Origin of the sequence: Sphaerochaeta sp., from assembly GCA_022482495.1 — a bacterium.
In the GTDB taxonomy this organism is placed as follows: domain Bacteria; phylum Spirochaetota; class Spirochaetia; order Sphaerochaetales; family Sphaerochaetaceae; genus RUG023.
On sequence record JAKVPA010000004.1, the window covers coordinates 160,650 to 184,020 of the forward strand.

A 23,371-nucleotide genomic window follows, 5' to 3' on the forward strand; every position below is an offset into this window, starting at 1 on the left:
CTTTCCGTATCAGCATGAACCGTTCTTTTTTGATCAAACCGGCTTCAAGCGCATGCAATCTTGCCTGCGATTACTGCTTTTATCGCGATGAAGCGGAACACCGGGACGTCCCGTGCCATCCGATGATGGATGGGATGGTGGTGGACGCGCTTCTGGAGAAAAGCCTCTCGGATTCCGATGCCGTGGCGTATGCGTTCCAGGGGGGGGAGCCGACGTTGGTTGGCCTTCCCTGGTTCGAGCGTTTCGTCGCCTCGGTGGAACAGAAAAATACCCGCCATATCCCGGTATCCTATGCCCTGCAGACCAACGGGACGCTGCTGGATGACGCATGGGGGGATTTCTTCGCCACGAACCACTTCCTTGTCGGCGTATCGTTGGATGGGTTTCCCCGGCTCCACAACCTGCATCGGCGAACCCAAAACGGGGAGCGGAGCGCCGATGCCACCATGAAGGGCGTCGATATCCTGCGACGTCATCATGTCCCGTTCAATGTCCTGACCGTCGTCACGCGGGACGTGGCGAACAATCTGGACCGAATCTGGGAATTCTACCGGACGGAAGGATTCCTGTACCAGCAGTACATTCCCTGCATCGATCCCATCGGAGAGGAGGACACCTATCTGGACGCTGACGCCTATGGGGAGTTTCTGGTCAATCTTGGCAGGAAATGGATTACCTCATTCTCAACCGGGCAACCTGTCTCCATCCGGCTCTTCGACAATTTCATGGCAATGCTCTGCGGTTTTCCGGTGGAGGAATGCGACATGCGTGGCGTCTGTTCCGTCCAATACGTCATCGAAGGGGGCGGGGCGGCCTATCCCTGTGATTTCTACAGCACCGATCCCTGGTATCTCGGATCCATCACCACGACATCGTTGGCGGCGATTGATGCCCAGCGGGATGAGCTTTCCTTCATCACTGCCAGTAAGAATACATCTGAGTCATGTATTACCTGCCGATATCGGAATCTCTGTCGGGGTGGATGCAAACGGTTCCGTGGCAAAGACGGGACGTTCCGCTTCTGCAAAAGCTACCAGCGCCTGTTTGACGAACTGCTTCCCGACATGGAAACATTGGCGTCAAGGCTGATGAAACAGCAGGGGAAAAGCCAAGACGCTTGATATCACGACCCACTTCTGCGAGTTTCGTCATCCCGTGACGTGGGAAAATCGGGGAAAAGGGTGTAGGATGGATGCATGGGCATCCGCAAACAAGCATCCCTGATCCGTGTCTATTTCACCTCGTTTTTCGGCCTGGTCGTCCTCCCCATTTTGGCGGTGTTCGTCATCTCGTTGCCGGTCATCCATTCCATCGTGAAGAAGCAGGCGATTGAGAACATCACGTTGGCCCAGTCCAACATCATCGCCAACCTCTCCGGAGAGGTCGCCGAGATGTCGATGCGCCTGTCCCATTTGATCTACACCAACGACAACGAGATCCTCAATCTCGCCGCGGGGACGGATACGGATGACGCGGATGAGCGATACCGGTACACCAGCCGGCTGAATGAAGCCTCCCGGCTTGCGCTGGTCCCTCTGTCCGACATCGTCTCCGTCGGGTTCTACATGAAATCGGGACGTACCGTCATGTACAAAAGCGAGGTGAACATCGCATGGAAGGACCTTACCAAAACAGCGATGTACCAGTACGCGACGCAACATCCCAACATCGTTGGCGTCGGAGGCTTCAACACGGACCAGTACCACAACATCTACACCGGCTCGGCGGGCGGGGCGTTGATGTTGGTGGCGGGCTTTGTTCCGGATGTGCGGGCGGACCGTTCAGAGCGCATCGGGTTGATCACCCTGTACGAGCTTTCCACCATTTCACGGATCATCCAACGCAACGACGAAGCGTACCTTGCGGGAAAGAACAGCCTCGGGTGTACTGCCTTGGTGGACAAGACAAGCGGGGCTGTCCAGTATGCCAGTGAAATTGACCGGGATTTGCTGCGTTCCGCCCTCTCCGGTTCCATTCCGGCAGGATATACGTTCCTGACCTCTCCGGTGAGTTTTCCTGGAGCGGATTGGGAGCTTGCCACGTTGGTCCGAACAGGGGATCTGACCCGTGATTTCAATACCGTCGCTCTGGTCATCGTCCTGGTGGTGTTCGCCATCCTGCTGTTCTTCTTCCTGTTCTCCCTGTTCTTCCTGAAGAACATCATCAACCCCATCGCCCGGATGCGGGAAGGGATGAAACAGGTGGAGGACGGAGATCTGGAGACGCACATCGCCCCGGAAGGAAACGGGGAGATCCGGGCGATGATCCATTCGTTCAACGCCATGGTGCGGCGGATCAAGGCGTTGATCACCGATTACCAGCACCAGGTAAGGATGCGGGAGAGGGCCCGCACCCCGGAAATGGTCCTGCAGGATCTGGTGGATGGCAAGGATGACCCGAAGGAAGCATGTGAACGGGGAGTTGATTTCTTCCACGACCCGTATGTGTTGATCGGCTTTGTGATCACCGTCCCTGAAGGCGGAAAAGCCACTTGGGAAGGAAAGCCTCCAATATCCCAAAGCTTTGATCGCATCCCTCGTTTTGCGCTTCGCTGTACGCTTGCGACCATCGAGCCGGGATTCTTGGTTGCCTACTATCGGATCGATCGCGCCTTGCGTCGGGACAAGCTTCAGGAAATGTTGGAGATGGTGGTGAAGACGGGAAACGAGGAGTACGGTGTGGATGTCTCGGTGATCATCTCCGCTCCGACAGAGGGATGGGAGACGTTCCGTCCGGTGTTGGCTGATCTGTCCCGCAAACGGGTGTTGCTTCCGCTGTATGGCCAGGATTCCATCCTTTCGTTAGACAGCAGGCCGGATTTTGATCTCATTCTGTCCCAGTCGGACGCGTTCCACGCGGCTGCCGCCGCCCTGTACATCGCCGATGAGAAAACGGTCGCCCAGACAAGAGAGGCGCTTTCCGCCCAGCTTCGGGATGGTTCTTTGGCACAGGGGAAGGTGGTGGTGTTGGGGTTCGTGCTGGCGTGTTCCCGTCGCTTCCATGAGAATCTCGCTGATCTTTCCGATGCCTTCGGCCGGTACGTGCCGTTTGTCCAGCGGATCGAATCCTGTGCCGACGTGCGTTCTCTGGCGCTCTGGCTGAACAACTTCATCACCAAAGTGTTCGAGTACGCGGTGGGGACGCTGGATCTCGGACAACAGGACGTGGTCACCAAGGCGAAACGGTACATCGCCGACAACTACATGCGGCCGGATCTCTCCCTGGGGGATGTTGCCGGGTATGTCGGACTGAATGAGAAATACTTCACCACCAAATTCTCCGCCTTGGCCGGGGAGACGTTCCAGTCGTACGTCACCGAGCTGCGTATCGCGAAGGCGAAGGAATTGATCCGCACCACGACGTTCAAGATGTATGAGGTGGCACAGATGGTAGGGTACGCCAATGCGGAGCACTTCAACCGCATCTTCCGAAAAGAGGTGGGGATGAGTCCCCATCACTATCGAAATGACCAGATTTCTGAAGATACAACAACAAAAAGCGTGGATAAATCGGGAGAATCTCCGGGAGAAACTGACGAAACATCAAGAATTGTGACGTAATAGCTATAGCGCGTTTTGCGAAACGACCCCTAAGCTGATGGTATCGAAAGGGAGGTGCTCTGATGAAAAAGAGACATTTCACAGTTGCTTTGGTCGTGTTGCTGGCATGCAGCCTCACCGCTGCGTTCTCAGCCGGAACCAAAGAAGAGAAGGCGTCTGATGGCCTGTCCGGGACCATCACGTTCACCATTTGGGACAACAACCTCAATGATTTCATCGAATCCAACGACATGGTGGGGAAATTCCGCAAAGCGTATCCCAACGCCACCGTCGAAGTGGAGAAGATCAAGGACGACAGCGAGTACTGGAACTCGATGAAGATGCGTGCGTCGGCGAACCAATTGCCGGACGTCATGTTCAACAAGCCGTTCACCCTCTCCCGCTTCAAGGATTTCCTGATTGATCTGTCCGACACCCAGGCGGCGAAGAACAACATGCTCGCTTCCGGCTATGCCATCGACGGCAAGATTCTTGGCGTTCCGATGACCTCCGGGTACGAGTACGTGTACTACTGGAAGGATCTGTTCGCCAAAGCAGGGGTGGAAGTTCCCACCACATGGCCTGATTTTCGTCGCCGCGGCGAAGAAACTCCAGGCGTTCTACGGAAAGGACAATCCCGATTTCATCGCCCTGGGCGTTGGCTTGAAGGACGAGTGGCCTGATTATCCGTTCATGGAATTCATGCCTGCCTTGATCTCCGGCAACGGCCAGAACTGGAACACCATGGCCACGCAGGATGCGCCGTTCTCCAAGGGAACCGACGTGTACACCGCCTACAAGAAGGTGTATGACCTGTTCACCAGTGGCGTTCTCGGCAAAGATCCGCTTGGTCTGGGCAATGACCAGATCACCTCGTTGTTCGCCGTCAAGGATGTGGCGATCTTCGCTTCCGGCGACTGGTCGTTGCAGAACATCTCCAACGGTACGGATGATCTTTCCCAGCTGGGGACGTTCTATCTGCCGGTCCGTGAGACCACCAGTGATCCGTACAACGTCATCGTGCAGGGTGACAGCTTCATGGGCGTGACGACCCACTCGAAGAATCCTGCGCTGGCCAAGGCGTTCGTTGAATGGTTCTATTCCGACGCTTGGTATCCTGACTACATCAACTACGTTTCCTCCGCCTCTTCCATGTCGACCTTCCCCAAGGAGAAGAACCCCATTCTGGCAGAGTCGGACACCAACAATCCTGGCAAGAAACTGGTGATGTACGATGGTGGCGGCGACGCGTTTACGGCGATCCAGAACGAGACCTCGTTCGATTACAAGAAGCTCGGTGCGCAGATGTTGACTCCGGGATTCAACCTTGACAAGACCCTTTCCGATCTGAATGCGAAATGGGCCGCGGCTCGGGCGAAGCTTGGTATCAAATAAGTTCCGTTTCTTTCATACGGCAAGGTGTGCCTGTCGGCATGCCTTGCCGGCTCTTTGAAGCCAAAAGGGGGAATGCATGGGGTTGTTGGAGAAACAGAAAACCCAGTTCATCGTCATCTCGCTTCTCGTTCCGATGGTGTTGCTGGTCGCCTTCGTCGTCGTGCCAGGTCTGGATTTGTTCCGGCTGAGCGCCACCGATTGGGATGGCTTGTCCAAACACATGAAATTCATCGGATGGGACAACTACGTGTCGATGTTCCATGACAAGGATCTCTGGTTGTCTCTGAAGAACAACTCGGTGTATTTCTTCATCCACCTGTTGATGATCCCCGTCGAACTTGCCTTCGCCGTGCTGCTGACCAGCAAACTGAGAGGCGCCCGGTTCTACAAGACGATGGTCTTCATGCCGTACATCATCAACGGCGTAGCCATCAGCTACGCGTTCTCCTACTTCTATTCGCCGATCAACGGCGCGTTTGACGCCATCCTGAAGGCGTTGCACATGCAGCGGTTCATCCGCAGCTGGCTCTCCGACGCCAGCATCGTCAACTATGTGCTCACTTCCGTGTCCCTCTGGCGGTTCAGTGGCTATCATGTCATCCTGTTCATGGCGGCGTTGCAGTCCGTTCCCCAGGACATCTACGAAGCTGCGTTGGTCGACGGCGCCAATACGTGGCAACGGTTCCGATACATCCAGATCCCATCCATCATGCTGATGGTCGATTTCGTCCTGTTCGACAACATTCGTGGCGCGCTTCAGGTGTTCGACATCCCGTTCGTCATGACCAACGGCGGTCCGGGATACGCATCCTCCACGTTTACGTTGTATACCATCAACACAGCGTTCAAGTTCTCCCGTTTTGGTCTGGCAGCGACGATGGCAGTGGCCATCATGTTCATGATCATCATCATCTATTTCATCCAGAATTTCCTGATCCACCGGGTGATCCTCCGGGAGGGCAGATGATGAAACATCCCCGCGCGTTCTTCACCCAGCTCCTCAAACAGATCCTCTGTCTGGGGATGGTGGCGCTGGTGCTCGCCCCGATCCTCCTGACGTTGTTCGCCGCCTTCAAGACCAAGGCGGACATGGTGCGGACATCCCCGTTGTGGCTTCCGCCCGCCTCGCGCATCACCTTCGCGAACTTCTCCGCTGTCTGGAAGGACAAGTACCTGTTCATCGGTTTCCGCAATACGTTCGTCATTTTGATCGTCAGCCTGTTCTTCAACGTGCTGTTCGGCACGGTGACGGCGTTCGTCGTCGAACGCTTCCAGTTCCGTCTGAAGAAACTGGTCGTTGGCCTGTTCTTCATGGGGATGTTGATCCCCAGCTTCGTTACGGAAATCGCCCGGTTCAAGATCATCTCCGGACTGCACCTGTACAACACGCTGGGTGCCCCGATCGTCATCTACATCGCCAGCGACCTGATGCAGTTGTACATCTACCGCCAGTTCATCTCCCGCATCCCCGTCTCTCTGGATGAATCTGCGATCCTGGATGGCTGTTCATACTTTGGTTTGTTCCAGAAGATCATCTTTCCGCTGCTGACCCCCGCCACGGCGACGGTGTGCATCATCAAGTCGATCAACATCATCAACGACATGTACATCCCGTACCTGTACATGCCCCGCAATCAGCTCAGGACGTTGACCACCTTCTTGATGAACTTCGCCAATTCCCAGCAGGGCTCTTGGCAGAAACTCTCCGCAGGGATTATCATCGTGATGCTCCCGACCATCTTGCTGTACGTGTTCTTCCAAAAATACATTCTCGCCGGTGTGGTCGCGGGAGCGGTGAAGGAATGAGAGGAGGTGCCATGACACCACGTTTGTCTTGGTTGACCGATCCCGCGGTGTTCCGGGTGAACCAGATGCCTGCCCGGTCGGACCATTTCCACTACGAGGACATGGAGGATTATCAGGCGGATTCCCGAAAGCTGTACCAGTCACTCGACGGCCAGTGGGATTTCCTGTGGGCTCCCAATCCCAAACAACGGGAGAAGGATTTTTATCGAATGGACTATCCCCAGGATCGGTTCGGGAAGATTCCCGTACCGGCCCATGCCGAGCTGTGCGGATACGGAAAGATCCAGTACATCAACACGATGTATCCGTGGGAAGGCCATGAGACGCTCCGGCCGCCGATGATCAGCACGGTGGACAATCCGGTACTGGGCTACGTGAAATGGTTTGACCTGGATGAGCATCTTCGGGGCAAACGGGTGGCCATCCGGTTCGAAGGTGTTGAGGAGGCGATGTACCTGTACCTCAACGGTTCTTTTGTCGGTTACGCCGAAGACAGCTTCACCCCCTCGGAGTTCGACCTGACACCGTGGATCAAACCGACGGGGAACAAACTTGCCGTCGAGGTGTACAAACGGTCCAAAGCCGCCTATGTGGAGGACCAGGATTTCTTCCGGTTCTCCGGCATCTTCCGGCCGGTGACGCTGTACGCCATGCCCGAAGCCCATGTGGAGGACTTCTGGGCTCATCCGGGGCTCTCCGGAAACAAAGGGACGTTCCGTCTGGAGCTCAAGCTGAGCTACCAGCATCCTTTCTCCGGTGAGATTTCCTTCGCCCTGCGTGACGCCTCGGGTGATACGATTTGCCTGGATCAGGCAAGAATCGACCAATCCGTCGCTACCCTGGAGTTTGCCCAGCGGTCCGTCGGAGAGGTCCATCCCTGGTCCCATCAGGATCCGTATCGGTACACGCTTCTCATCACCCTGACCGGAGCGGATGGCAAGGTGGTGGAGGTGGTGCCCTATCGGATCGGCTTCCGGAACATCGAGATCAAGAACAACGTGATCCGCCTGAACGGCAAGCGCCTGTTGATCGCCGGGGTGAACCGGCATGAGTGGAGCGCCACCTCCGGCAGGGCCATCACGTTGGAGGAGATGCGTTCCGACATCCAGACGCTGAAGCGCAACCACATCAACGCGGTGCGCACCTGCCATTACCCCGACCAGATCCCCTGGTATTACCTGTGTGACGAAGCGGGCATTTATCTGATGGCGGAGACCAACATGGAATCCCATGGGTCGTGGCAGAAGATGGGTGCCGTGGAGCCCAGCTGGAACGTCCCCGGTTCCGATCTCGCATGGCGGGACCTGGTGGTTGACCGTGCCCGCACCAACTTCGAGACATTCAAGAACCATCCGTCCATCCTGTTCTGGTCTCTGGGCAACGAATCGTACGCCGGGGAGTGCATCCGGGCGATGAACGATTACTTCAAGGAAGTGGATGATTCCCGTCTGGTTCACTATGAAGGAGTGTTCCAGAGGCCGGAGTACAAAGCGACGATCTCCGATGTGGAGAGCCGGATGTACGCTACGCCGGAAGATATCAAGGCGTATCTGCGTCACAATCCCGACAAACCATTTTTGCTTTGTGAGTACATGCATTCCATGGGAAACTCGGTGGGCGGGATGGGGGCGTACGATGCCTTGTTCGACCAATTCCCCGGCTACCAGGGCGGATTCATCTGGGATTTCATCGACCAGGCGCTCTGGGTCAAGGATCCGGTGACCGGAAAGATGGTGCTCCGCTACGGCGGTGACTTTGACGACCGTCCCTCTGATTATGCGTTTTCCGGAGACGGAATTCTGTTCGCCACCAGGGAAGAGAAACCCTGCGCGCAGGAAGTGAGGCATTATTATGAACGTCGTATTCGGTGATGTCGTCCTGGGCGTCCATGGCAAGGGGTTCGATTACCTCTTCTCGTACCAGGAAGGAGGCCCGGTGTCGTTCGTCGTCGGTGGGATGGAGTGGCTGTATCGTGCTCCCAAGCCGACGTTCTGGCGGGCGACGACCTGCAATGACCGGGGAAATCATTTCCCGGAGAGAAGCAGCATGTGGATGGGCGCCGACCTGTTCATCGGTACGAAGCAGGTGGAGGTTTTCGCCGATGGGGAGCCGGTGGAGGGATTTCTTGCCCCGGACAACAACCGTTTGGTCGATTCCCCGCTTCGGCATCCGCGTACCGTGGAAGCGCGGTACACCTATGCTACGTGTACCACGCCATCCACCGATGTGGTGGTGGGGTATCTGGTGCGTTCCAATGGCACGATTGAGGTGTCGGTGAGCTACCAGGGGAAACGGGGACTGCCGGAACTGCCGGTCTTCGGGATCAGGTTCATCATGCCGACAGTGGCGGATGGATTCACCTACCAAGGCTTGAGCGGAGAAACCTATCCTGACCGTATGGCAGGTGGGGTTCGTGGAACGTACCATGTGGACAGCCTTCCGGTCACTCCATATTTGGTGCCCCAGGAATGCGGTATGCATATGGAAACCGATAGACTTCAGGTGTTTCGTACCATCGATGGGAAACGTGCCGCGTTGGAGTTCCGTAAGCATGGCCCACGGTTCGCCTTCAGCGCCCTGCCGTATACGGCATTGGAGCTGGAGAGCGCAACCCATCAGGAGGAACTGCCTCCGGCTCGCCGGACGGTGCTCTGTCTGCTGGGCGCGGTGCGTGGCGTCGGGGGCATCAACAGCTGGGGAGCAGATGTCGAACCGCAGTATCACATCCCGTCGGACAAGGACATCAGCTATAGCTTTCTCATCACGCCGTCTTCGCTGTCATAACGAGCGTACCAGGCGAAGCACCTGGGTACGGAACGCATCGACCATCAGGTACAGCGTCTCCCGGATGATGGCCGTCTGAGGGCGCTCTATCGTGCCTTCCACCACCATCTTCGGGCCATCCCCGGCGGTGAACTCGCGCCAATCCCAGGCGTTCTGGTCCCACGTTGCCTCGACGGTGTTTTCAAGATCGTCCGGGAGAGCGGGGAAGAAATCCAGGCCGGTGACCTGCTCCACCTGGTCGACCGGGACGGCGAAGGAACGTACCGGTTTCTGGGATCCTTCGTTGGGAAGCAGGAACCCCACCGCTTTCGCTTTGGTCCCATCATAGAACAACACCACTTTGTAGAACTGTTTGGGTACGGCGACCTTGTTTTTTCCGATGGTCTGGTACGGACCGTCCGTCAGGACCGGACCGGTGACGACGTAGACGGCCCCATTGTCGTTGGCGAAGGTGCGCACCATGGCTTCCAGGCTGGACCAGATGCCCCGGTTGAACGATCCGACCTGCGGGGTCATGTTGCTCATGTAGAAGGAATCGCTCATTGCCTGGGCGCTCCATTTCTGGTCCGCCGCGGGGATCAAATGGCCGCGGTCATAGCCGCTGCCACGGTAATCATCCAACGTGGCGCTGCCGGTGGTGACGGCAGGGTCGGGACGGAAATCATCCGTCCGGTCCAGCGCGCCGTTGACCTCGTCCCGGGTCAATTGGTAGGCGACGTACGAAGCCACTTCGTACGGTTCATCGTAGCTCAGTGTGTACCCGGTGTGCTGGATGATCTGTTCTCCGGAAACCGGGGTGGGCAGTTCGATCCCCACCGGCCAGCCTGCCGAGTCGGTGGTGGCCGTTGGCTCCGGCGGTGGCGTGAGCAACACCAGGACCAGCCAGAGGGCCAGGATGACCAAGACGATGATCAGGAGTTTCTTTCCGATCGTTTTCCGTTTCTGTGATGTACGTGTTCGCTTCGCCATAGGCAAAAGTATAGGGGGAACCGGGGCTCTTGCACAGAGGGGTCAGCGGCGCGCGGCCTTTCGTGCCACAAGGTAGGAGAGCGCGAGGGCGGTGGCAAGAACGGCAAGGTCCTTCCATCCTCCCACCTTTTCCAACGAAAGATAGGGGGCCGCCGTCTGCATCGGGGTGACGGGATAGTTGCAGACCAGGGCGATGAACAGGTTGTTGGCGATGTGGATGCCCAGGGAGAATTCAAAGCCTCCCAAATCCAGACTGGCCCAAGTGCCGAAGAATCCAAAGAGGGCGTAGTACAGGAGGACCAGCGCGACGCTGGCCCCTTGGGTAACCTCATTGTTTCCCAGATGCGGGATGACGAACAATGCCATGCACAGCAGGGAGGAGATGAGGTGGCTGGTGACGGTGTGGCTGGGGATGATCCGCATCATGAACTCCTCTGCGGAACATTGGATCGTCGTCAACGGGATGATGAGCACCAGCATCAGGAGGTACGTGGCAGGTTCGGGATGGGTGGCTTGGTACAATGATGGGGTTGTCGCTTTGAAGGCAAGAAAGAAAAGCAGGGCAACGAGGAAATAGGAAGCCAAGGGAACAAACAGCAGGGATGGGCGCGGACCATCCGTCCGGATCAAACCGGAGAGGGGGGCGCGGAGAAACCATCGGGAGACGCCCCAGACGCCCAATGCCATCACCAGGGACGGAACCATGGATGCCAGGTACGTGTGGTAGGGTTCCGGCAGGGGAAGGGCGCGCATCAGGCGTGCGACTCCTGGGGCGAACAGGTACCACAGGAGGAAGACCAGAAAAGAAGCGAGGAGATAGCGGATGCGTCCCGGTTTTTCCATACGGGGATATTGTAGCGGTTCTTTTGCTCTTTGGAAAATGGTGGCTCTGGTGTATGATGGGGAAGATGACGGAAAAACGATCGTATGTGTTTGGAAACCTGAAGAGCGGAGATGTCTGCGTCTTCCCCAGCGAGGTTGCCGCGCGGTACTGGGCGCAGCAGTACGTGCTCCAGACGGAGGATGGCGCCTTGCGCTCTGACCATGCGATCAGCTGGGATACGTTTGTCAGTCTGCTTCAAAGTGATCCTCAGGGCAGGAAAGAGGCCGATGATCTGGTTCGTCTCCTGTTCGTCGAGCTGTGGGGGAAAGCCCATGCGTTTTCCTACTATCATGCGGGCGCGGAGGAGTCTTTGCCCCGGCTGGAACGATACCTCGCCACCATTCTTCCCCAACTGGCTGATGTCACTGCAAGTGAGGCGTTCCTTCAGCTTGACCCGGCCATGCAGCAGGATCTCCGGTCGTTGCATCAAGGGTATGTGGCGTTCCTTCAGGAGAAAGGGATGTATGAACCATCCTACCAGAAGCCGGTCAACCAGACAGGCCTGCGGTATCGCGTCTTGTTCGCCGATTGCCTTCCCGGAGCGAGCCGCATCCTCTGTGGCGTGCAACCGGAGGGATCCGTACGGGTCATTCCGTCCCCTCCAGGGAAACCGGAAGGGATTGTCGTGTATGACAACCATGTCCAGGAAATCCGGAGTACGCTTCGCGCCGTCCGCGCGTTGCTGGACGAGGGAGTTCCGGTGGATTCCATCATCATCGCCACGGCCAACTCTTCCCAGATGATGCCGGTGCTCCAGCTGCAGGCGCCTCAGTTTGACGTACCACTTTCCCTCCGCTACGGACAGAACCCGCTGGAGCATCCGGCAGGACGGTTCCTTCTCTCGTTGGGACAGGTGTACACCAGCCAGTTCCTGCTGGACGATCTGAAAGGGCTGCTCCTCGATCCCGCGCTTCCGTGGTCGGATGAACAGCTTGCCGTTTTCCATCGGTTTCTCGCCCAGGCGGTGGAGGATTCCGTCGACCGGGGGTCGACCGGAACGGATGACCTGTGGATCAAAAACCTGAAGGATTCCTCGCTGGTGGCATGGTACAAGAAGTTCAAGACGGATCTCAAGGAACTGAACGACGCGGATACCGTCGACCGGCTTACCCGTCTTCTCCACGGTTTCCAGGACCGCTATTTCCGACCGGGTGGGTGGAAAGGGTTCCCCGGGGAGGAACGGTACACGTTCTGCATGGATACGCTGGAAGCGATCGGGGACTCGATGCAGGCGTGCGGGGTGGAAACGCATCCGGGGATGCTGTCTCTGTTGGTGTCCGTGCTGGGCAAGAGGCGGTACGTGGCGCAATCTTCCGGTGAGGAAGGGGTCCACGTGTACCGTTGGACGGATGCCAACGCGTTGGATGTCCCCCATGCGTTCTATCTTGCCATGGATTGGAAGGGAACCCAGGTGGTGGACAAACCGTTGGACTGTCTTCCCGATACCATCGCGGAAGAAGCGCGGCAGGAAGAGAACCTGACGGACGCCAATATCCGGCTGGTGGCGATGGATGGCGCGGTGATCAGCTACAACCGCCGGGATTACGGAGGTGATCATCGCGCGCCCTCAGCTTTCTCCCGGGAACTGGAGCCTCCGGTTCTGCCCGATGTATGGAAGGCGGAACTCAGCCTGTGGGAAGGGGAGACGGTCCCCATGAAGGGAAGCATGTACCAGCAGGCTTCCCGAAATGCGTATCTTTCCAAGGATCCCCATGCAGCCCGTTTTAGTCTGGAAGGCAATCCGTTCCCTGATGATCTTGCCTCCCTCAACGTGGATCATTGGAACGTCTCGCCCACCGCGCTGGACCAGTTCGTCAAGTGTCCGTTCGCCTGGTGTTGCCAGTATCTGTTCGGCGTGACGGAGATGCGGTTTTTGGTCAATCTGGTCGACGAGGGGACGATCGGGTCGATGCTCCACCTGGCCTACCGCAAGTTCTTTTCTTCGGTGGGTCGGTTCGATCGCAGGAACATCCCCCAGTATCGCACCCGGCTGGAGACGTGTTTCGACGAGAGCATGGTGGAAACGTACAAGGAGGAGGGGCCTGATCCCGCGGGACGCGCCTGGATCGTCACCCGGTTCCGGGACGCCGCCGTCGGTATTCTGGAAAAGGAAGCGGAACTGTTTGACGGAAAGACAACCGTCGAGACGGAGGGTTCCCACAAGATATCCTGGGAAGACGGAATTTCCTTGTCCGGACGGATCGACCGGGTGGTCGACATGGGGGACGGGACGATGGCGGTGATCGACTACAAGAAAAGCAAGGCTCCGCTTTCCATATCCGCTACCGCCCGAAACAAACCGGAAAGCCTCCCAGAGAAGTTCACCACGCTGCAGCTTCCCCTGTACCGCGCGTTGATCGAACAGTCGCTGGGCAAGGATGTGTCCTGGGCGGGATACTATGTCATCCAGGATGGGAAATATGTCGCCATCTGGAGCGGCGGGGATGATCCGGCCAAGGAGGCCGGTTCCAAACGACTGGAAAACGAGCTCCAGGCGTTCCGCGATGCGTTGCGTCACCGTTCCTTTCCCGCCACCCCCAGTGATGACGCGTGCAAGCAGTGTGCCTACCGCCCGGTGTGCCGAAGGAGGTTTTCCGCCCAATGAACACCATTGAGGAACTTGCCGGTTTGATCGGCAAACGACTGGACCCCGACCAGATGCGCGCCGTCACCACCTTGGGGGGGAACCTGGTGGTCAGCGCCGGCGCCGGTTCGGGGAAGACCACCGTCCTGTCGTTCCGATACTTGAATTTGTTGTTGCATGGCGTCCATGCCGATGAGATCCTGGCGTTGACGTTTACCGAGAAGGCGACGTTGGAGATGCAGAGCCGCATCGGGGCCTTGGTCAAACGGTTCAGTACGGATACGCGGTTGGACGAAGAGACCCGCCGCCTGTTTCTGACGGAATGGAACGACCATTTTCCCAAAGCGTCCATTTCCACGCTGGACGGGTTCTCTTCAAAGATCCTTCGCAGCGACCCGTATCGCTATGGCTTGACGGCGGACTACGTTCCGGAGGCGGAATGGGGAGGACAGAACGAACAGGAAGCGCGGCTTCTGGCCCGCTCGATGCTCTCTGCCGTCGCCACGGATGCCGGGGCGCGCCTGTTTGCCTCACGATACAAGCCGCAGGCCGCGGTTGACCTGTTGGTTACGTTGGCGCTCCGCTCGTTCCATCTTCCCCACCGTATCCCACAAGACTTGACGCTCCAGGTCAAAACTGCCGTTGAAGGAATGCGGGATGATGCCCGGCGGCAGATGGATCAGGCGTCGTCCCAAATCGTGAAGATTGCGGAAGAAGGGGCTGCCGTGGGCAAGACCGCTTCCGATGTCATTTCCCTGATGCAGGATCTGGAGAAAAAGCGGGAAGCATCTGGGGACGACGCGGCATGGGAGCAAATCCTCAGGCAGGTCTCCTGGCCTCGCAAGCCCTCCGGAAAAGGCGCAAACCAGGAAATCGGGGAAGCGTACACGGAATTCCGGACGGCGTGCGCCCAATTCCTTACCGCAGGAGAAGGGTTGCAGCATCAAGCCGATCTTGAGATGATGGTGGATTTCCTTTCCCGCTACGAAGAGGCGTTCCAACGCACCAAGCGGAGTACGGGAGTGCTGACGTTCCGGGATGTCGCAGCCCTTGCCATCGAACTGCTCACGACCCAACCGGCGTTGCGGCGTTCCTACGTCCACCGGTTCAAGGCCATCATGATCGATGAGTTCCAGGATGACAACGAACAGCAGAAACAGTTGTTGTACCTGCTCTCCGCGAAAGACTCGTTCGACGGGGTGGGGATTCCCTCCGCGGCGGATATTCTGGACGACCGCTTGTTCTTCGTCGGGGATGAGAAGCAGTCCATCTACCAGTTCCGGGGCGCCGATGTGGCGGTGTTCAAGCGATTGTCCGAGGAACTCGGGTCGGGACCGGCCATCCAATTGTCCACCAACTACCGCACCGAGCCAGGGTTGATCGACCTGTTCTCCACATTGTTCTCCCAGGTGATGCGTCCCAGTGAAAACCTGTATGAGGCGGCCTTCTCCTCCCTGAAGGGAAGAGCTCCGACGCCAGGGGTGCAGGGAAGCCTTACCGTGATGATCAAACCGGAGGATTCGGGAGAGAAGAATGATGACGAGGAAGCGCAGAACGCTGACTGTGAGGCGTATGCCGTGGCAGAGCGGATCCACCAGATGCTCACTACCGACCTTGCCTTGATCCCTGATGGGAACGGAGGTGTTCGGCGTCCGCTTCCCCATGACATCGCCCTGCTGCTTCGGACCGGCACCCACCAGATGAGTTTCGAGCGGGCGTTCAAGGCATGGAACATTCCGTACACCATGTCCAAGGTGTCCCGTTCGTTGATGTTGGAGGCGCCGTCCAATGACATGTATGCATTGCTGCAGTGTCTCGTCTATCCGGAGGACCGCATCGCGTTCCTCTCCGTGCTCCGCAGCCCGTTCTGCCCGCTTTCCGATCATGAGGTGTTCCAGGTGATGGATGATCCGAAGATGGCGTTCGACGCGACGGTCCTGCCGGACAACCCGGGCTACCAGGAGTGTTGCCGGCGGTACCAGGAAACAAAGGAGTTCGCCCGATCTTCGACGCTTCCCGCGTTGATCCAGCATCTGTGGTTCGATCTCGGCTATCGATCCTACTATCTGGAGCATCCTGGCTACCACGCCTATCTGGATCATTACGACTATCTGTACCGTCTTGCGGAACAGGCTCAGGCCAACGGAGAGTCGCTGGCGACGTTCCTGGATGATCTCAGGCCGTTTTTGGGGACGTCTGACGCGATGAATACGGATGGCAGCGAGGTGCTCACCGAGGGGAAGGAAGGAGTCCAGATCATGACGGTCCACGGGGCGAAGGGACTGGAATTCCCCATCGTCTTCGTCTCCTGTTTCTCCGATGGCGCCAATCGGAAGGAGGGGGATTACTTTACCGTGGGATCGGAATGTGTGCCGTACTATGATGCCATTCCGGAGCGGTATGAAGGTGTGGGGACGCTGTTCCGGGACAAGGAGCAGGAAGAAGCGGAGCGGACCGCGGAGACCAAGCGTATCCTGTACGTGGCGATGACTCGTGCCGAGTATCATCTGGTCTGCAGTGGTTTTCATGGGAACCGGGCACAGAAAGGAAACACGTTGGAGTGGTTGGAAGCGGGATACGGCATCACCTACGATGAACAGGCCAAGGCCTATCGGTGCGCAACCTCCGGGGTGAACGTCCAGGTGATCTCCCCGGTGACCCCGCAGCAGTTGTTCGTCGACCGGAACGTAGCGCCTTTGCGTCCGGAGATTGCGGCGTTCTACCAAGGATCGCATCCGGATCTCGTTCCCGCCCGCCAGTACGTCGCGGCGACCCAGTTCGCGCCGGAAGCCCCCCATACGGCATCCGCCGTGCCGTTCCCGCCGTTGGCAAGCGATAGCGTCCTGCAGGATGCGTTGGAGCGGCATCCCGATGCCATCACGTTGTGGGGGACATTCGTCCATAATCTGGTGGAGGCGCGGATGCGGGACCCTTCCGCTCCTGCACTTCCGTTATTGCCTCCCGGTCTTGCGGAGTTGGATGAGAAGTCATGGAACCTCTTGGTCTCCGATGGGGAGCGGCTCTGTGGAGCGTTCCTTGCCCAACCGTGGTATCTGTCTGAGGTCGCGCCGTATCCGGTGGAGACGGAGGTGCGGTTCTTCTCCCATGAAACGATGGATGGGGAGGCTGTGGTGGTGGAGGGCGCGGTGGATGTACTGGTGCATCGGCCGGACCATCTGCTGGTGCTGGATTTCAAAACGGACCGGTTGGATGACGCGGTTGTCCATGCCGGGCAATTAGGGTTGTACCGGAGGGCGATGGAGCGGGTGTATCACCAGAAGGTGCGTACCGCAATCGTGTACCTCAGGGATTCCGCATCCCCCCGGTGGATCGAAGGAGAGGCGGAATGACCAAGCAGGCGGTGGAGGCGTGTCTGCTCCGGGGTGTCTGTGGCGGGCTGGTCGTCCATCAATGGGATGGGAAGGCGGAGATGGTTCTCTCCGATCGTCCGCTCAATCGTTCCTCCGTTCCCTTATGGCACGAGGAGATGGCATCACGCTGTTCCCAGAGCCTGTTGTATCCCGCCACGGTGGGGTTCTCTGATGGATCAGCCTTTTCACTGGGGACCAACTACGATGAGGCGTGTTCCGCTCTGGGCGTCTCCTCAATCTTTGATCTTCCTCCCAGCGACGCGATGGAAGACGTGGTGCGGGACAAGGTGGCCATTTTGTTCGGGTGTCCTGCAACACTTGTCCGGCTTCTGCACGAGATGGGAGCGTTTCTGGTTCTGGTCGGAGAGGGTTCCCAGGAGCTTTCTTTCTCGTTGAACGAGGAGGCGTGCATCACCGTGTCGCTTGCCCATCCGGATGATGGGGCGTTGGTCGACTGGCTTGCATCCCAGACGGGTGGCGCCGACTTCGTGGTCCGGCATGGATCCCCTGTCGATGCCGATCTCCCTTCGATGATGGAGCTGTGCGGAGGAATCACATTCTCTCTGATGGGAGAGGAAGACCATACCGCACCATCAGGTGTGGTACGGATTCCCTTGGGGGATCCCAAACGGATGATGCGGGATATCTGCGGAGTGTTCCGAAGAATCTGATTTCAGCCAAGGGCCTTCACGGCCCGTTCCATCCGTTTCAAGGCTCCGATGATGTTCTCTCTCCGTACTCCGTAGTTGAACCGGACGAACTGCCGGTAGGAGTTTCCGCCAAACCAGGTTCCGTCATTGACGGCCACCGAAGCTCGTTGTCCGAAGAACCGGCTGAGAAGACCTCCCGCCGGGGATTTCTCGGGATCGTACAGGTCGGGGTTTGCCATGGCGTCCTGCTCGACCATCGGAAGGATTGGCGCGCAGTCAATGAATCCGATGAACGATGCCTGGGGGCGGATGAACGTCAGAGAGGGAAGGTGCTGGCGGAAGTACGATTCGATGGTATCGCAGTTGCCTTCCAGGTAAGGGATCAACTCCATCAGCCAGGGATAGCCGGAACGATAGGCGGCGATGGCGGCTGTGGTGGAGAAGAACGAAGTCTCGCCGCTGAACAGCTGGGACATCCTTCTCCGGAGTGTCTTGCGGATCATCTCGTCATGGGTCACGACGACGGAGAAATGCTCGCCGGCGATGTTGAACGTCTTGGATGGCGCCATGCAGGTGACGGCGCGCACATCATAGTTGTCCGCCACTTCCAGAAGCGGAACGTGGTGCCCAAAGGCCAGGTCTGCGTGGATCTCGTCACAGATGATCATCGTGTGGTGCTTCTTGGCGATCTCGCAGAGCCTCTGGAGATCCGCTTCGGGAAAGTCCACGCCGGAGGGATTCTGTGGGTTGCAGAAGATGATCATCTTGGCATTCTGGCAAAGAAGGTCCAACGCCTCCCAATCCAAGGAGAACCGGTGGGTGGGGGAATCATAGGTCAACGGCCAGCCGACGAGGGTGCGCTCCAGATTCTTCACGATGCGGATGAACGGCTGGTAGGCGGGCATCGGCACGATGACTCCGTCTCCCGGCTGGGTCAGCGTCTCCACCATCATGGCGATGCTGGTCAGCATTCCCTGGCAGATGACCACCTCTTCTTGTGGAACGGTCCAGCCGTGACGCCGCTGGGCCCAGGCGCAGAAGGTCTCACGGTTCCCATCGAAGTGGGGGTATCCGTAGGTGCCGCTTTCCGCCGCCTTGACCATTTCCTGCTGGATCTCCGGCGCGACACGGAAATCCATGTCTGCCACCCAGAAGGGTTCCGCGTTTCGGTTCCCCGCGATGGACGCGATGGCGTCCTCGTTCCATTTGACGGAAAGCGTGCCTTTCCGGTTCACTGCTTGATCAAAATCATACATGTTCACTTCCTGATGGCATCAAACCCGCTGCGTGGGTTGGGATAGCTTGCCGTCTTGTGGTGCGGTCCGTATCCGATGGCGGATACCGGACAACCAAGAAGACAGGCGAAACAGGCCAGACAATCCGGTCCGAACTGGGGCTTCCCTCCATCCGTCTGGGTGATGTTCTTGTTCGGGCATAATCGTACGCACTTGCCGCACCTGATGCAAGCGTCACTTGCCGAAAGACGTTCTCCATAAGAACGGTATTCCTCGTAGGAGATGTGGGCCAGTACATTCTTGAGGGATTTGCCCAACGGCAGTTTCATCGATGGTCGGATCTTCTCTGCTTTGATGTCCTGGATGATCCGCTGGATCTTCCGGTCCGCCTTGTCGTAGATGGCCTCATACTTCGCTCCTGTGGCGATGGAGAACAGTGGGACGTACGTGTCAGGGAGCTTGACGGTGTTCTGGTAGCTGGACAGGCATCCGATGTTCTGCAGGAGCATCTCCGTGCCCATCGGGGCATAGCCGGAGAGTCCTCCGTAGGTGTGAATGCAAAAGAGGTATCCGATATCCTTAAGGTTGGTCTGGGAAAGCTGGCTGGTGATGAACTCGCTGGTCACCCGCGGGGTGACCCAGGAGTAGATCGGGCTGATGATGCCGATCCGTTCGGTGATCTCCACCGGGCCGGAATGGGGAAGCAGGACGATGGTGGTCTCCCCCAATGCGTCGGCGATCTTCCTGGCGACGTAGTAGCTGTTTCCCGTTGCGCTGTAGACGAACAAGGTGGTCTGCATCTCACGCCTCCTTCAGGGAGTCCATCAGGGTGAAGAACGTGGGGAATGTGACGCCGGCGGCGTCGGTCCCCCTGATGGTCACCGCTTCCGGAACGCCGATGCTGCAGACGGCGAGCGCCATGATCACGCGATGATCCCCGTGTCCGTCACAAATTCCTCCGTGAAGCGGATGCCCGTGATGGATCGTCATGCCATCCGGCCTCTCCGTGATGGAGGCGCCAAGCTTTTCCAGCTCCTCCCGCATCACGGCGATCCGGTCGGTCTCCTTGATTCTTGCCTGGGCGACGTTGGAGAAGGTCACATCTTCGGATGCGTAGCATGCCGTAACCGCAAGGACAGGAAGTGCGTCGGGCATGTCATTCAGGTCGAAGACGCCCCCTGCAAGCGGTCCTTTTCTGCTGACCGTCACGGCGTGTTGGTTCCATTGGATGGCGCATCCCATCTGGGAGAGGATATCCAGGATCCGTTTGTCACCCTGGATGTCGTTGGGATCCAAGCCATCCACCGTGATGGGGCCGCCTGCGATGGCCGCCATGCAGAGGAAGAATGACGCGCTGCTCCAGTCTCCCGGGATGGAAGCACCCACCAGGGGAATGAACCGCTGGCCGCCGGGAATGACGGCGTGTTGCCAGTCGGTGCGGATGGACAGTTTGATGCCCTGGTGTTCCAACCAGCCCAATGTGAGGCCGACGTACGGCTTCTCGTACAGGAGCGGGACGTCGATCATGCTCTCGCCCTGGGCGAGCGGACAGGAGAGGAGCAGGCTGGACAGATACTGGCTGGTCGGGCAGGAGATGGAACAGGATCCACCTGTCAGCGGCCCTTTGATGGAAAAAGGCGGATACGCTCCGTTCTGCCGGGTGATCGTCGCCCCAAGGCTTTCGTAGGCATCAAGCAGTGGTCCGACCGGCCGTTTTTTCAATTGCTCGTCTCCGGTGATCGTCATACGTACTCCCAGAGACGCAACCAGTCCGGTTGCCAGGTACAGGGTGGTGCCGCTGTTCTGGGCGTCAAGCACCATTCCTTCCTGGGGATGGAGATGGGTGCTGTCGATGGTCAGACGCTCTCCGTGGGAGGAGAATTCGGCCCCCAACGTTTCGCAGATCTGGCGGCAGGCCAGCGTGTCGTTGCTTTCCAACGCACCGGTCACCGTGCTGATGCCTTGAGAGAAGGTTGCAATGAGGTATGCCCTGATCGTCTGGCTTTTGGAGCCGGGAACCAATACGCGGCCCCGTGGTACACATGGGTGAAAAGTTCTGTCCATAGCAAAGACTATACCGGAAAACGGGATGCTAGTTAAGCGAGAGAGAGACGGAAATCTTGCCGGTGTAGTCGTCTTTCGGCGCATTGGCCAATGCCTCAGCGTCTGGGCCGAACGAAACGGCATAACTGCCGTACTTTGGGTTCGCTTCCGAACCACCCGCGGTAATGGTGAAGCTGATGGGCGTTGAGGTGGTGGATGCCGTGTCGTAGGTTTTGTCGCCGATGGTCAGGACGTAGTTGATCGTATAGGAATTGGCCTTTGCGTTCTCCGCGGAGGCAAGCGGTTGCGCGGAGACGTTGATGGTGTATGCTGAAGGGGTGGTGGAATAGTAGGAGAAATACCCTTTGACATCATCCTTGGTGGTTTCTTCCGTCAACGAGAAGGCCGTGAGATCGGCAAAGGCCGCTTTCAGGCCATCCTTGATGTTTCCACCGCGAGACATCAGGGAATCTTTCATCGTGGAGATGTCTTTGGAGGTGAACCCGATCAATACAGAATCAGAGCTGGTCGAAGGCGCGGTGAAACGCAAGGTAAGTGTCGCTGACGTATCGTCTCCCGCCATGATGGGGGAGAGGGATGCCAGCAACAGGCAGATGAGGATGATCAGGTTGCGTTTCATAGTACCTCTACAATAGCGGAGCGGCATACTTGTGTCAAGCGAGTGGCAAGAGTGCCAAATGAAAGAAAGCAGATCGATAGATAGTAGAAAATAAGTACTTTATATATAAATAATAAAATAATTTTAACTTATGTCAGATAATTGGTGGTGTACGGGAAGTTGTCGGAGAACAGAATGGTGCCGTCTGTTTTCATCAGCACGCAGTCGAATCCGTCCAGGCTGTTGATCAACGCAAGCCCTTTTTCACTTCCCAGCACATACACCGCGGTGGAAAGCGCGTCGCAGACGGTACTGTCCGTACCGATGATGGAGGAGGAGAGCAAGTCGCTTTCCGCAGGCCATCCTGTTTTGGGATCGAGGATGTGCTGGTACGTCTTGCCATCCTGGACGAAGAACCGTTCATAGCCACCGCTGGTGACCACCGCGCGGTCTGCCAGGTGGACGACGATGAACACGCTGCCTTCCTCCCCATTGGGGTCGCGCAGCCCGATCTTCCACAGATCTCCGTTCTCTTTGGATCCGATGGCGTAGACGTTGCCGCCCAGGTTGATGATTCCCCGGACCACACCCCGCTTCTCCATGATCTCATGGGCCCGGTCCGCGGCGTATCCTTTGGCGATGCCGCCCAGGTCGACGTCCATGTTTTTCGGGATGGTGATGCGCCGCTTTGCGGGATCCATCACGATTTCCTGCCAGGAGCGGTCCACCTGGTCAATCTCTTCCTGGCTGGGGACGCGGGGATGGTCAGTGGCGATGTTCCACAGTGCGGTGATGCCACCGATGGCGGGATCGAACGCCCCGTCGGACAGCTTCGCCATGGAGACCGCCTTTTCCACCAATGCATAAAACTCTTCGCTGGCGATGATGGTTTTGTCTCGGTTCAGCGCGTACAGCTCACTGCCTTCCGCCGTTCGGCTGAAGACGTCGTTGATCCTGAGAATTTCCTGTTTGATCTCATCGTACACCGACTGGCTTGTTCCCGCGGGAAGCGTCACGGCACAGACCGTCCCCAATGAGAGGAAACTCTGACGTTCCCCATTGGTTTTCCGGTCACATCCTGTCACGAGCAACAGGGTGCACAGGAGGAGCAGAATACCGGCGCGATGGATGCGGCGTGTGCCGCTCACTCGTCTTCCTTCGCTGTCTTGGCGTAGTTCAAGGCACGCACTGCGTTGTCAAACTTCTGGAACTTGCCGTTCTTCAGCTTGATGACGACGGAGGTCTTCTGGTTGCCGCTGACTTGGACGATGTATTCGGTGGCTTCAATCTTCGTCTTGAAGTATTTGATCACCTTGTCGCTGCCCTGGCGTTTGACCGCCCAGCCTTTTCCCTGGACGAATGACAGTTCATGCACGTCCCTCGCTTCTTTCTTTTCTTCGGAGGGGGCTACCGGTTTTTCTTTGTTGGTTGCCATCACAGACTCCTTGCACGTGGTATGTGTCAACTATACCACTGCAGGGAGATTTTTTTCC

Annotated in this window: 17 protein-coding genes and 1 pseudogene; 10 read left to right on the forward strand and 8 right to left on the reverse strand. The window is 57.7% G+C overall.

From position 1 onward, the window contains the following. The first annotated feature begins 14 nt into the window (after positions 1 to 14). The 7 genes and pseudogenes from LKE28_06195 to LKE28_06225 all read left to right on the forward strand — a co-directional run bounded on the left by LKE28_06195 (position 15) and on the right by LKE28_06225 (position 9,524). Positions 15 to 1,121 carry an SPASM domain-containing protein gene (locus tag LKE28_06195; protein ID MCH3907831.1) on the forward strand — a complete coding sequence of 369 codons (1,107 nt, stop codon included), beginning with the start codon at positions 15 to 17 and terminating at the stop codon, positions 1,119 to 1,121. A 75-nt stretch (positions 1,122 to 1,196) separates the two neighbouring features. Next, positions 1,197 to 3,560, forward strand: coding sequence for a helix-turn-helix domain-containing protein (locus LKE28_06200; protein MCH3907832.1), 2,364 nt, complete (start codon positions 1,197 to 1,199; stop codon positions 3,558 to 3,560). A gap of 230 nt (positions 3,561 to 3,790) precedes the next feature. Then, positions 3,791 to 4,934: pseudogene (locus LKE28_06205) on the forward strand (ABC transporter substrate-binding protein). Positions 4,935 to 5,010: 76 nt separating this feature from the next. Next, the gene (locus tag LKE28_06210; GenBank protein ID MCH3907833.1) at positions 5,011 to 5,901 is read left to right on the forward strand and encodes a sugar ABC transporter permease; all 891 of its coding nucleotides are present in this window, start codon (positions 5,011 to 5,013) and stop codon (positions 5,899 to 5,901) included. Next, the gene (locus tag LKE28_06215; protein ID MCH3907834.1) at positions 5,898 to 6,740 is read left to right on the forward strand and encodes a carbohydrate ABC transporter permease; all 843 of its coding nucleotides are present in this window, start codon (positions 5,898 to 5,900) and stop codon (positions 6,738 to 6,740) included. Before LKE28_06210 ends, LKE28_06215 begins: the two co-directional genes overlap by 4 nt. A gap of 11 nt (positions 6,741 to 6,751) precedes the next feature. Beyond that, positions 6,752 to 8,611, forward strand: coding sequence for a hypothetical protein (locus LKE28_06220; protein ID MCH3907835.1), 1,860 nt, complete (start codon positions 6,752 to 6,754; stop codon positions 8,609 to 8,611). Further along, the gene (locus LKE28_06225) at positions 8,592 to 9,524 is read left to right on the forward strand and encodes a beta-galactosidase small subunit (protein MCH3907836.1); all 933 of its coding nucleotides are present in this window, start codon (positions 8,592 to 8,594) and stop codon (positions 9,522 to 9,524) included. The genes LKE28_06220 and LKE28_06225 overlap by 20 nt, the downstream gene beginning before the upstream one ends. On the opposite strand, the gene LKE28_06230 is transcribed toward LKE28_06225, so the two are convergent. Together LKE28_06230 and LKE28_06235 are read right to left on the reverse strand one after the other, a co-directional pair. Then, positions 9,519 to 10,493, reverse strand: a complete 975-nt coding sequence (locus LKE28_06230; protein ID MCH3907837.1) for a DNA/RNA non-specific endonuclease — start codon at positions 10,491 to 10,493, stop codon at positions 9,519 to 9,521. The genes LKE28_06225 and LKE28_06230 overlap by 6 nt on opposite strands. A 42-nt stretch (positions 10,494 to 10,535) precedes the next feature. Further along, a complete protein-coding gene (locus LKE28_06235) occupies positions 10,536 to 11,336 on the reverse strand; it encodes a hypothetical protein (protein MCH3907838.1) in 801 nt (266 codons plus the stop codon). Between the two features lie 65 nt (positions 11,337 to 11,401). Here LKE28_06235 and LKE28_06240 point away from each other — a divergent pair, with 65 nt between their 5' ends. From LKE28_06240 to LKE28_06250, 3 genes are read left to right on the forward strand one after another with little or no spacing between them, the layout of a single operon-like run. Then, positions 11,402 to 13,981 carry a PD-(D/E)XK nuclease family protein gene (locus LKE28_06240; protein ID MCH3907839.1) on the forward strand — a complete coding sequence of 860 codons (2,580 nt, stop codon included), beginning with the start codon at positions 11,402 to 11,404 and terminating at the stop codon, positions 13,979 to 13,981. Continuing rightward, entirely contained in the window at positions 13,978 to 17,310 is a 3,333-nt protein-coding gene (locus LKE28_06245) for a UvrD-helicase domain-containing protein (GenBank protein ID MCH3907840.1), read from the forward strand. The genes LKE28_06240 and LKE28_06245 overlap by 4 nt, the downstream gene beginning before the upstream one ends. Further along, positions 17,307 to 18,002 (forward strand): hypothetical protein, encoded by a 696-nt coding sequence (locus LKE28_06250; protein MCH3907841.1) that lies wholly within the window; start codon positions 17,307 to 17,309, stop codon positions 18,000 to 18,002. The genes LKE28_06245 and LKE28_06250 overlap by 4 nt, the downstream gene beginning before the upstream one ends. Before the next feature lie 2 nt (positions 18,003 to 18,004). On the opposite strand, the gene LKE28_06255 is transcribed toward LKE28_06250, so the two are convergent. From LKE28_06255 to LKE28_06280, 6 genes are all read right to left on the reverse strand, one after another. Next, on the reverse strand, positions 18,005 to 19,237 hold the full coding sequence (locus tag LKE28_06255) for an aminotransferase class I/II-fold pyridoxal phosphate-dependent enzyme (GenBank protein MCH3907842.1): 1,233 nt from the start codon (positions 19,235 to 19,237) through the stop codon (positions 18,005 to 18,007). 2 nt (positions 19,238 to 19,239) lie between these two features. Then, the gene (locus tag LKE28_06260) at positions 19,240 to 20,016 is read right to left on the reverse strand and encodes an EFR1 family ferrodoxin (GenBank protein ID MCH3907843.1); all 777 of its coding nucleotides are present in this window, start codon (positions 20,014 to 20,016) and stop codon (positions 19,240 to 19,242) included. 1 nt (position 20,017) lies between these two features. Next, the gene (gene aroA, locus LKE28_06265) at positions 20,018 to 21,280 is read right to left on the reverse strand and encodes a 3-phosphoshikimate 1-carboxyvinyltransferase (protein ID MCH3907844.1); all 1,263 of its coding nucleotides are present in this window, start codon (positions 21,278 to 21,280) and stop codon (positions 20,018 to 20,020) included. A gap of 28 nt (positions 21,281 to 21,308) precedes the next feature. Continuing rightward, entirely contained in the window at positions 21,309 to 21,899 is a 591-nt protein-coding gene (locus LKE28_06270; GenBank protein ID MCH3907845.1) for a hypothetical protein, read from the reverse strand. Between the two features lie 128 nt (positions 21,900 to 22,027). Continuing rightward, on the reverse strand, positions 22,028 to 23,026 hold the full coding sequence (locus LKE28_06275) for an FAD:protein FMN transferase (GenBank protein MCH3907846.1): 999 nt from the start codon (positions 23,024 to 23,026) through the stop codon (positions 22,028 to 22,030). Then, positions 23,023 to 23,313, reverse strand: a complete 291-nt coding sequence (locus LKE28_06280) for a DUF2188 domain-containing protein (GenBank protein MCH3907847.1) — start codon at positions 23,311 to 23,313, stop codon at positions 23,023 to 23,025. The genes LKE28_06275 and LKE28_06280 overlap by 4 nt, the downstream gene beginning before the upstream one ends. Positions 23,314 to 23,371: the final 58 nt, after the last annotated feature.

Coding starts and splice junctions, on each gene's coding strand:
- aroA (MCH3907844.1), bottom strand. CDS start 21,280: ATGGACAGAACTTTTCACCCATGTGTACCACGGGGCCGCGTATTGGTT.
- LKE28_06215 (MCH3907834.1), top strand. CDS start 5,898: ATGATGAAACATCCCCGCGCGTTCTTCACCCAGCTCCTCAAACAGATC.
- LKE28_06210 (MCH3907833.1), top strand. CDS start 5,011: ATGGGGTTGTTGGAGAAACAGAAAACCCAGTTCATCGTCATCTCGCTT.
- LKE28_06240 (MCH3907839.1), top strand. CDS start 11,402: ATGACGGAAAAACGATCGTATGTGTTTGGAAACCTGAAGAGCGGAGAT.
- LKE28_06225 (MCH3907836.1), top strand. CDS start 8,592: ATGAACGTCGTATTCGGTGATGTCGTCCTGGGCGTCCATGGCAAGGGG.
- LKE28_06245 (MCH3907840.1), top strand. CDS start 13,978: ATGAACACCATTGAGGAACTTGCCGGTTTGATCGGCAAACGACTGGAC.
- LKE28_06270 (MCH3907845.1), bottom strand. CDS start 21,899: ATGAAACGCAACCTGATCATCCTCATCTGCCTGTTGCTGGCATCCCTC.
- LKE28_06260 (MCH3907843.1), bottom strand. CDS start 20,016: ATGCAGACCACCTTGTTCGTCTACAGCGCAACGGGAAACAGCTACTAC.
- LKE28_06235 (MCH3907838.1), bottom strand. CDS start 11,336: ATGGAAAAACCGGGACGCATCCGCTATCTCCTCGCTTCTTTTCTGGTC.
- LKE28_06230 (MCH3907837.1), bottom strand. CDS start 10,493: ATGGCGAAGCGAACACGTACATCACAGAAACGGAAAACGATCGGAAAG.
- LKE28_06220 (MCH3907835.1), top strand. CDS start 6,752: ATGACACCACGTTTGTCTTGGTTGACCGATCCCGCGGTGTTCCGGGTG.
- LKE28_06280 (MCH3907847.1), bottom strand. CDS start 23,313: ATGGCAACCAACAAAGAAAAACCGGTAGCCCCCTCCGAAGAAAAGAAA.
- LKE28_06250 (MCH3907841.1), top strand. CDS start 17,307: ATGACCAAGCAGGCGGTGGAGGCGTGTCTGCTCCGGGGTGTCTGTGGC.
- LKE28_06200 (MCH3907832.1), top strand. CDS start 1,197: ATGGGCATCCGCAAACAAGCATCCCTGATCCGTGTCTATTTCACCTCG.
- LKE28_06195 (MCH3907831.1), top strand. CDS start 15: ATGAACCGTTCTTTTTTGATCAAACCGGCTTCAAGCGCATGCAATCTT.
- LKE28_06255 (MCH3907842.1), bottom strand. CDS start 19,237: ATGTATGATTTTGATCAAGCAGTGAACCGGAAAGGCACGCTTTCCGTC.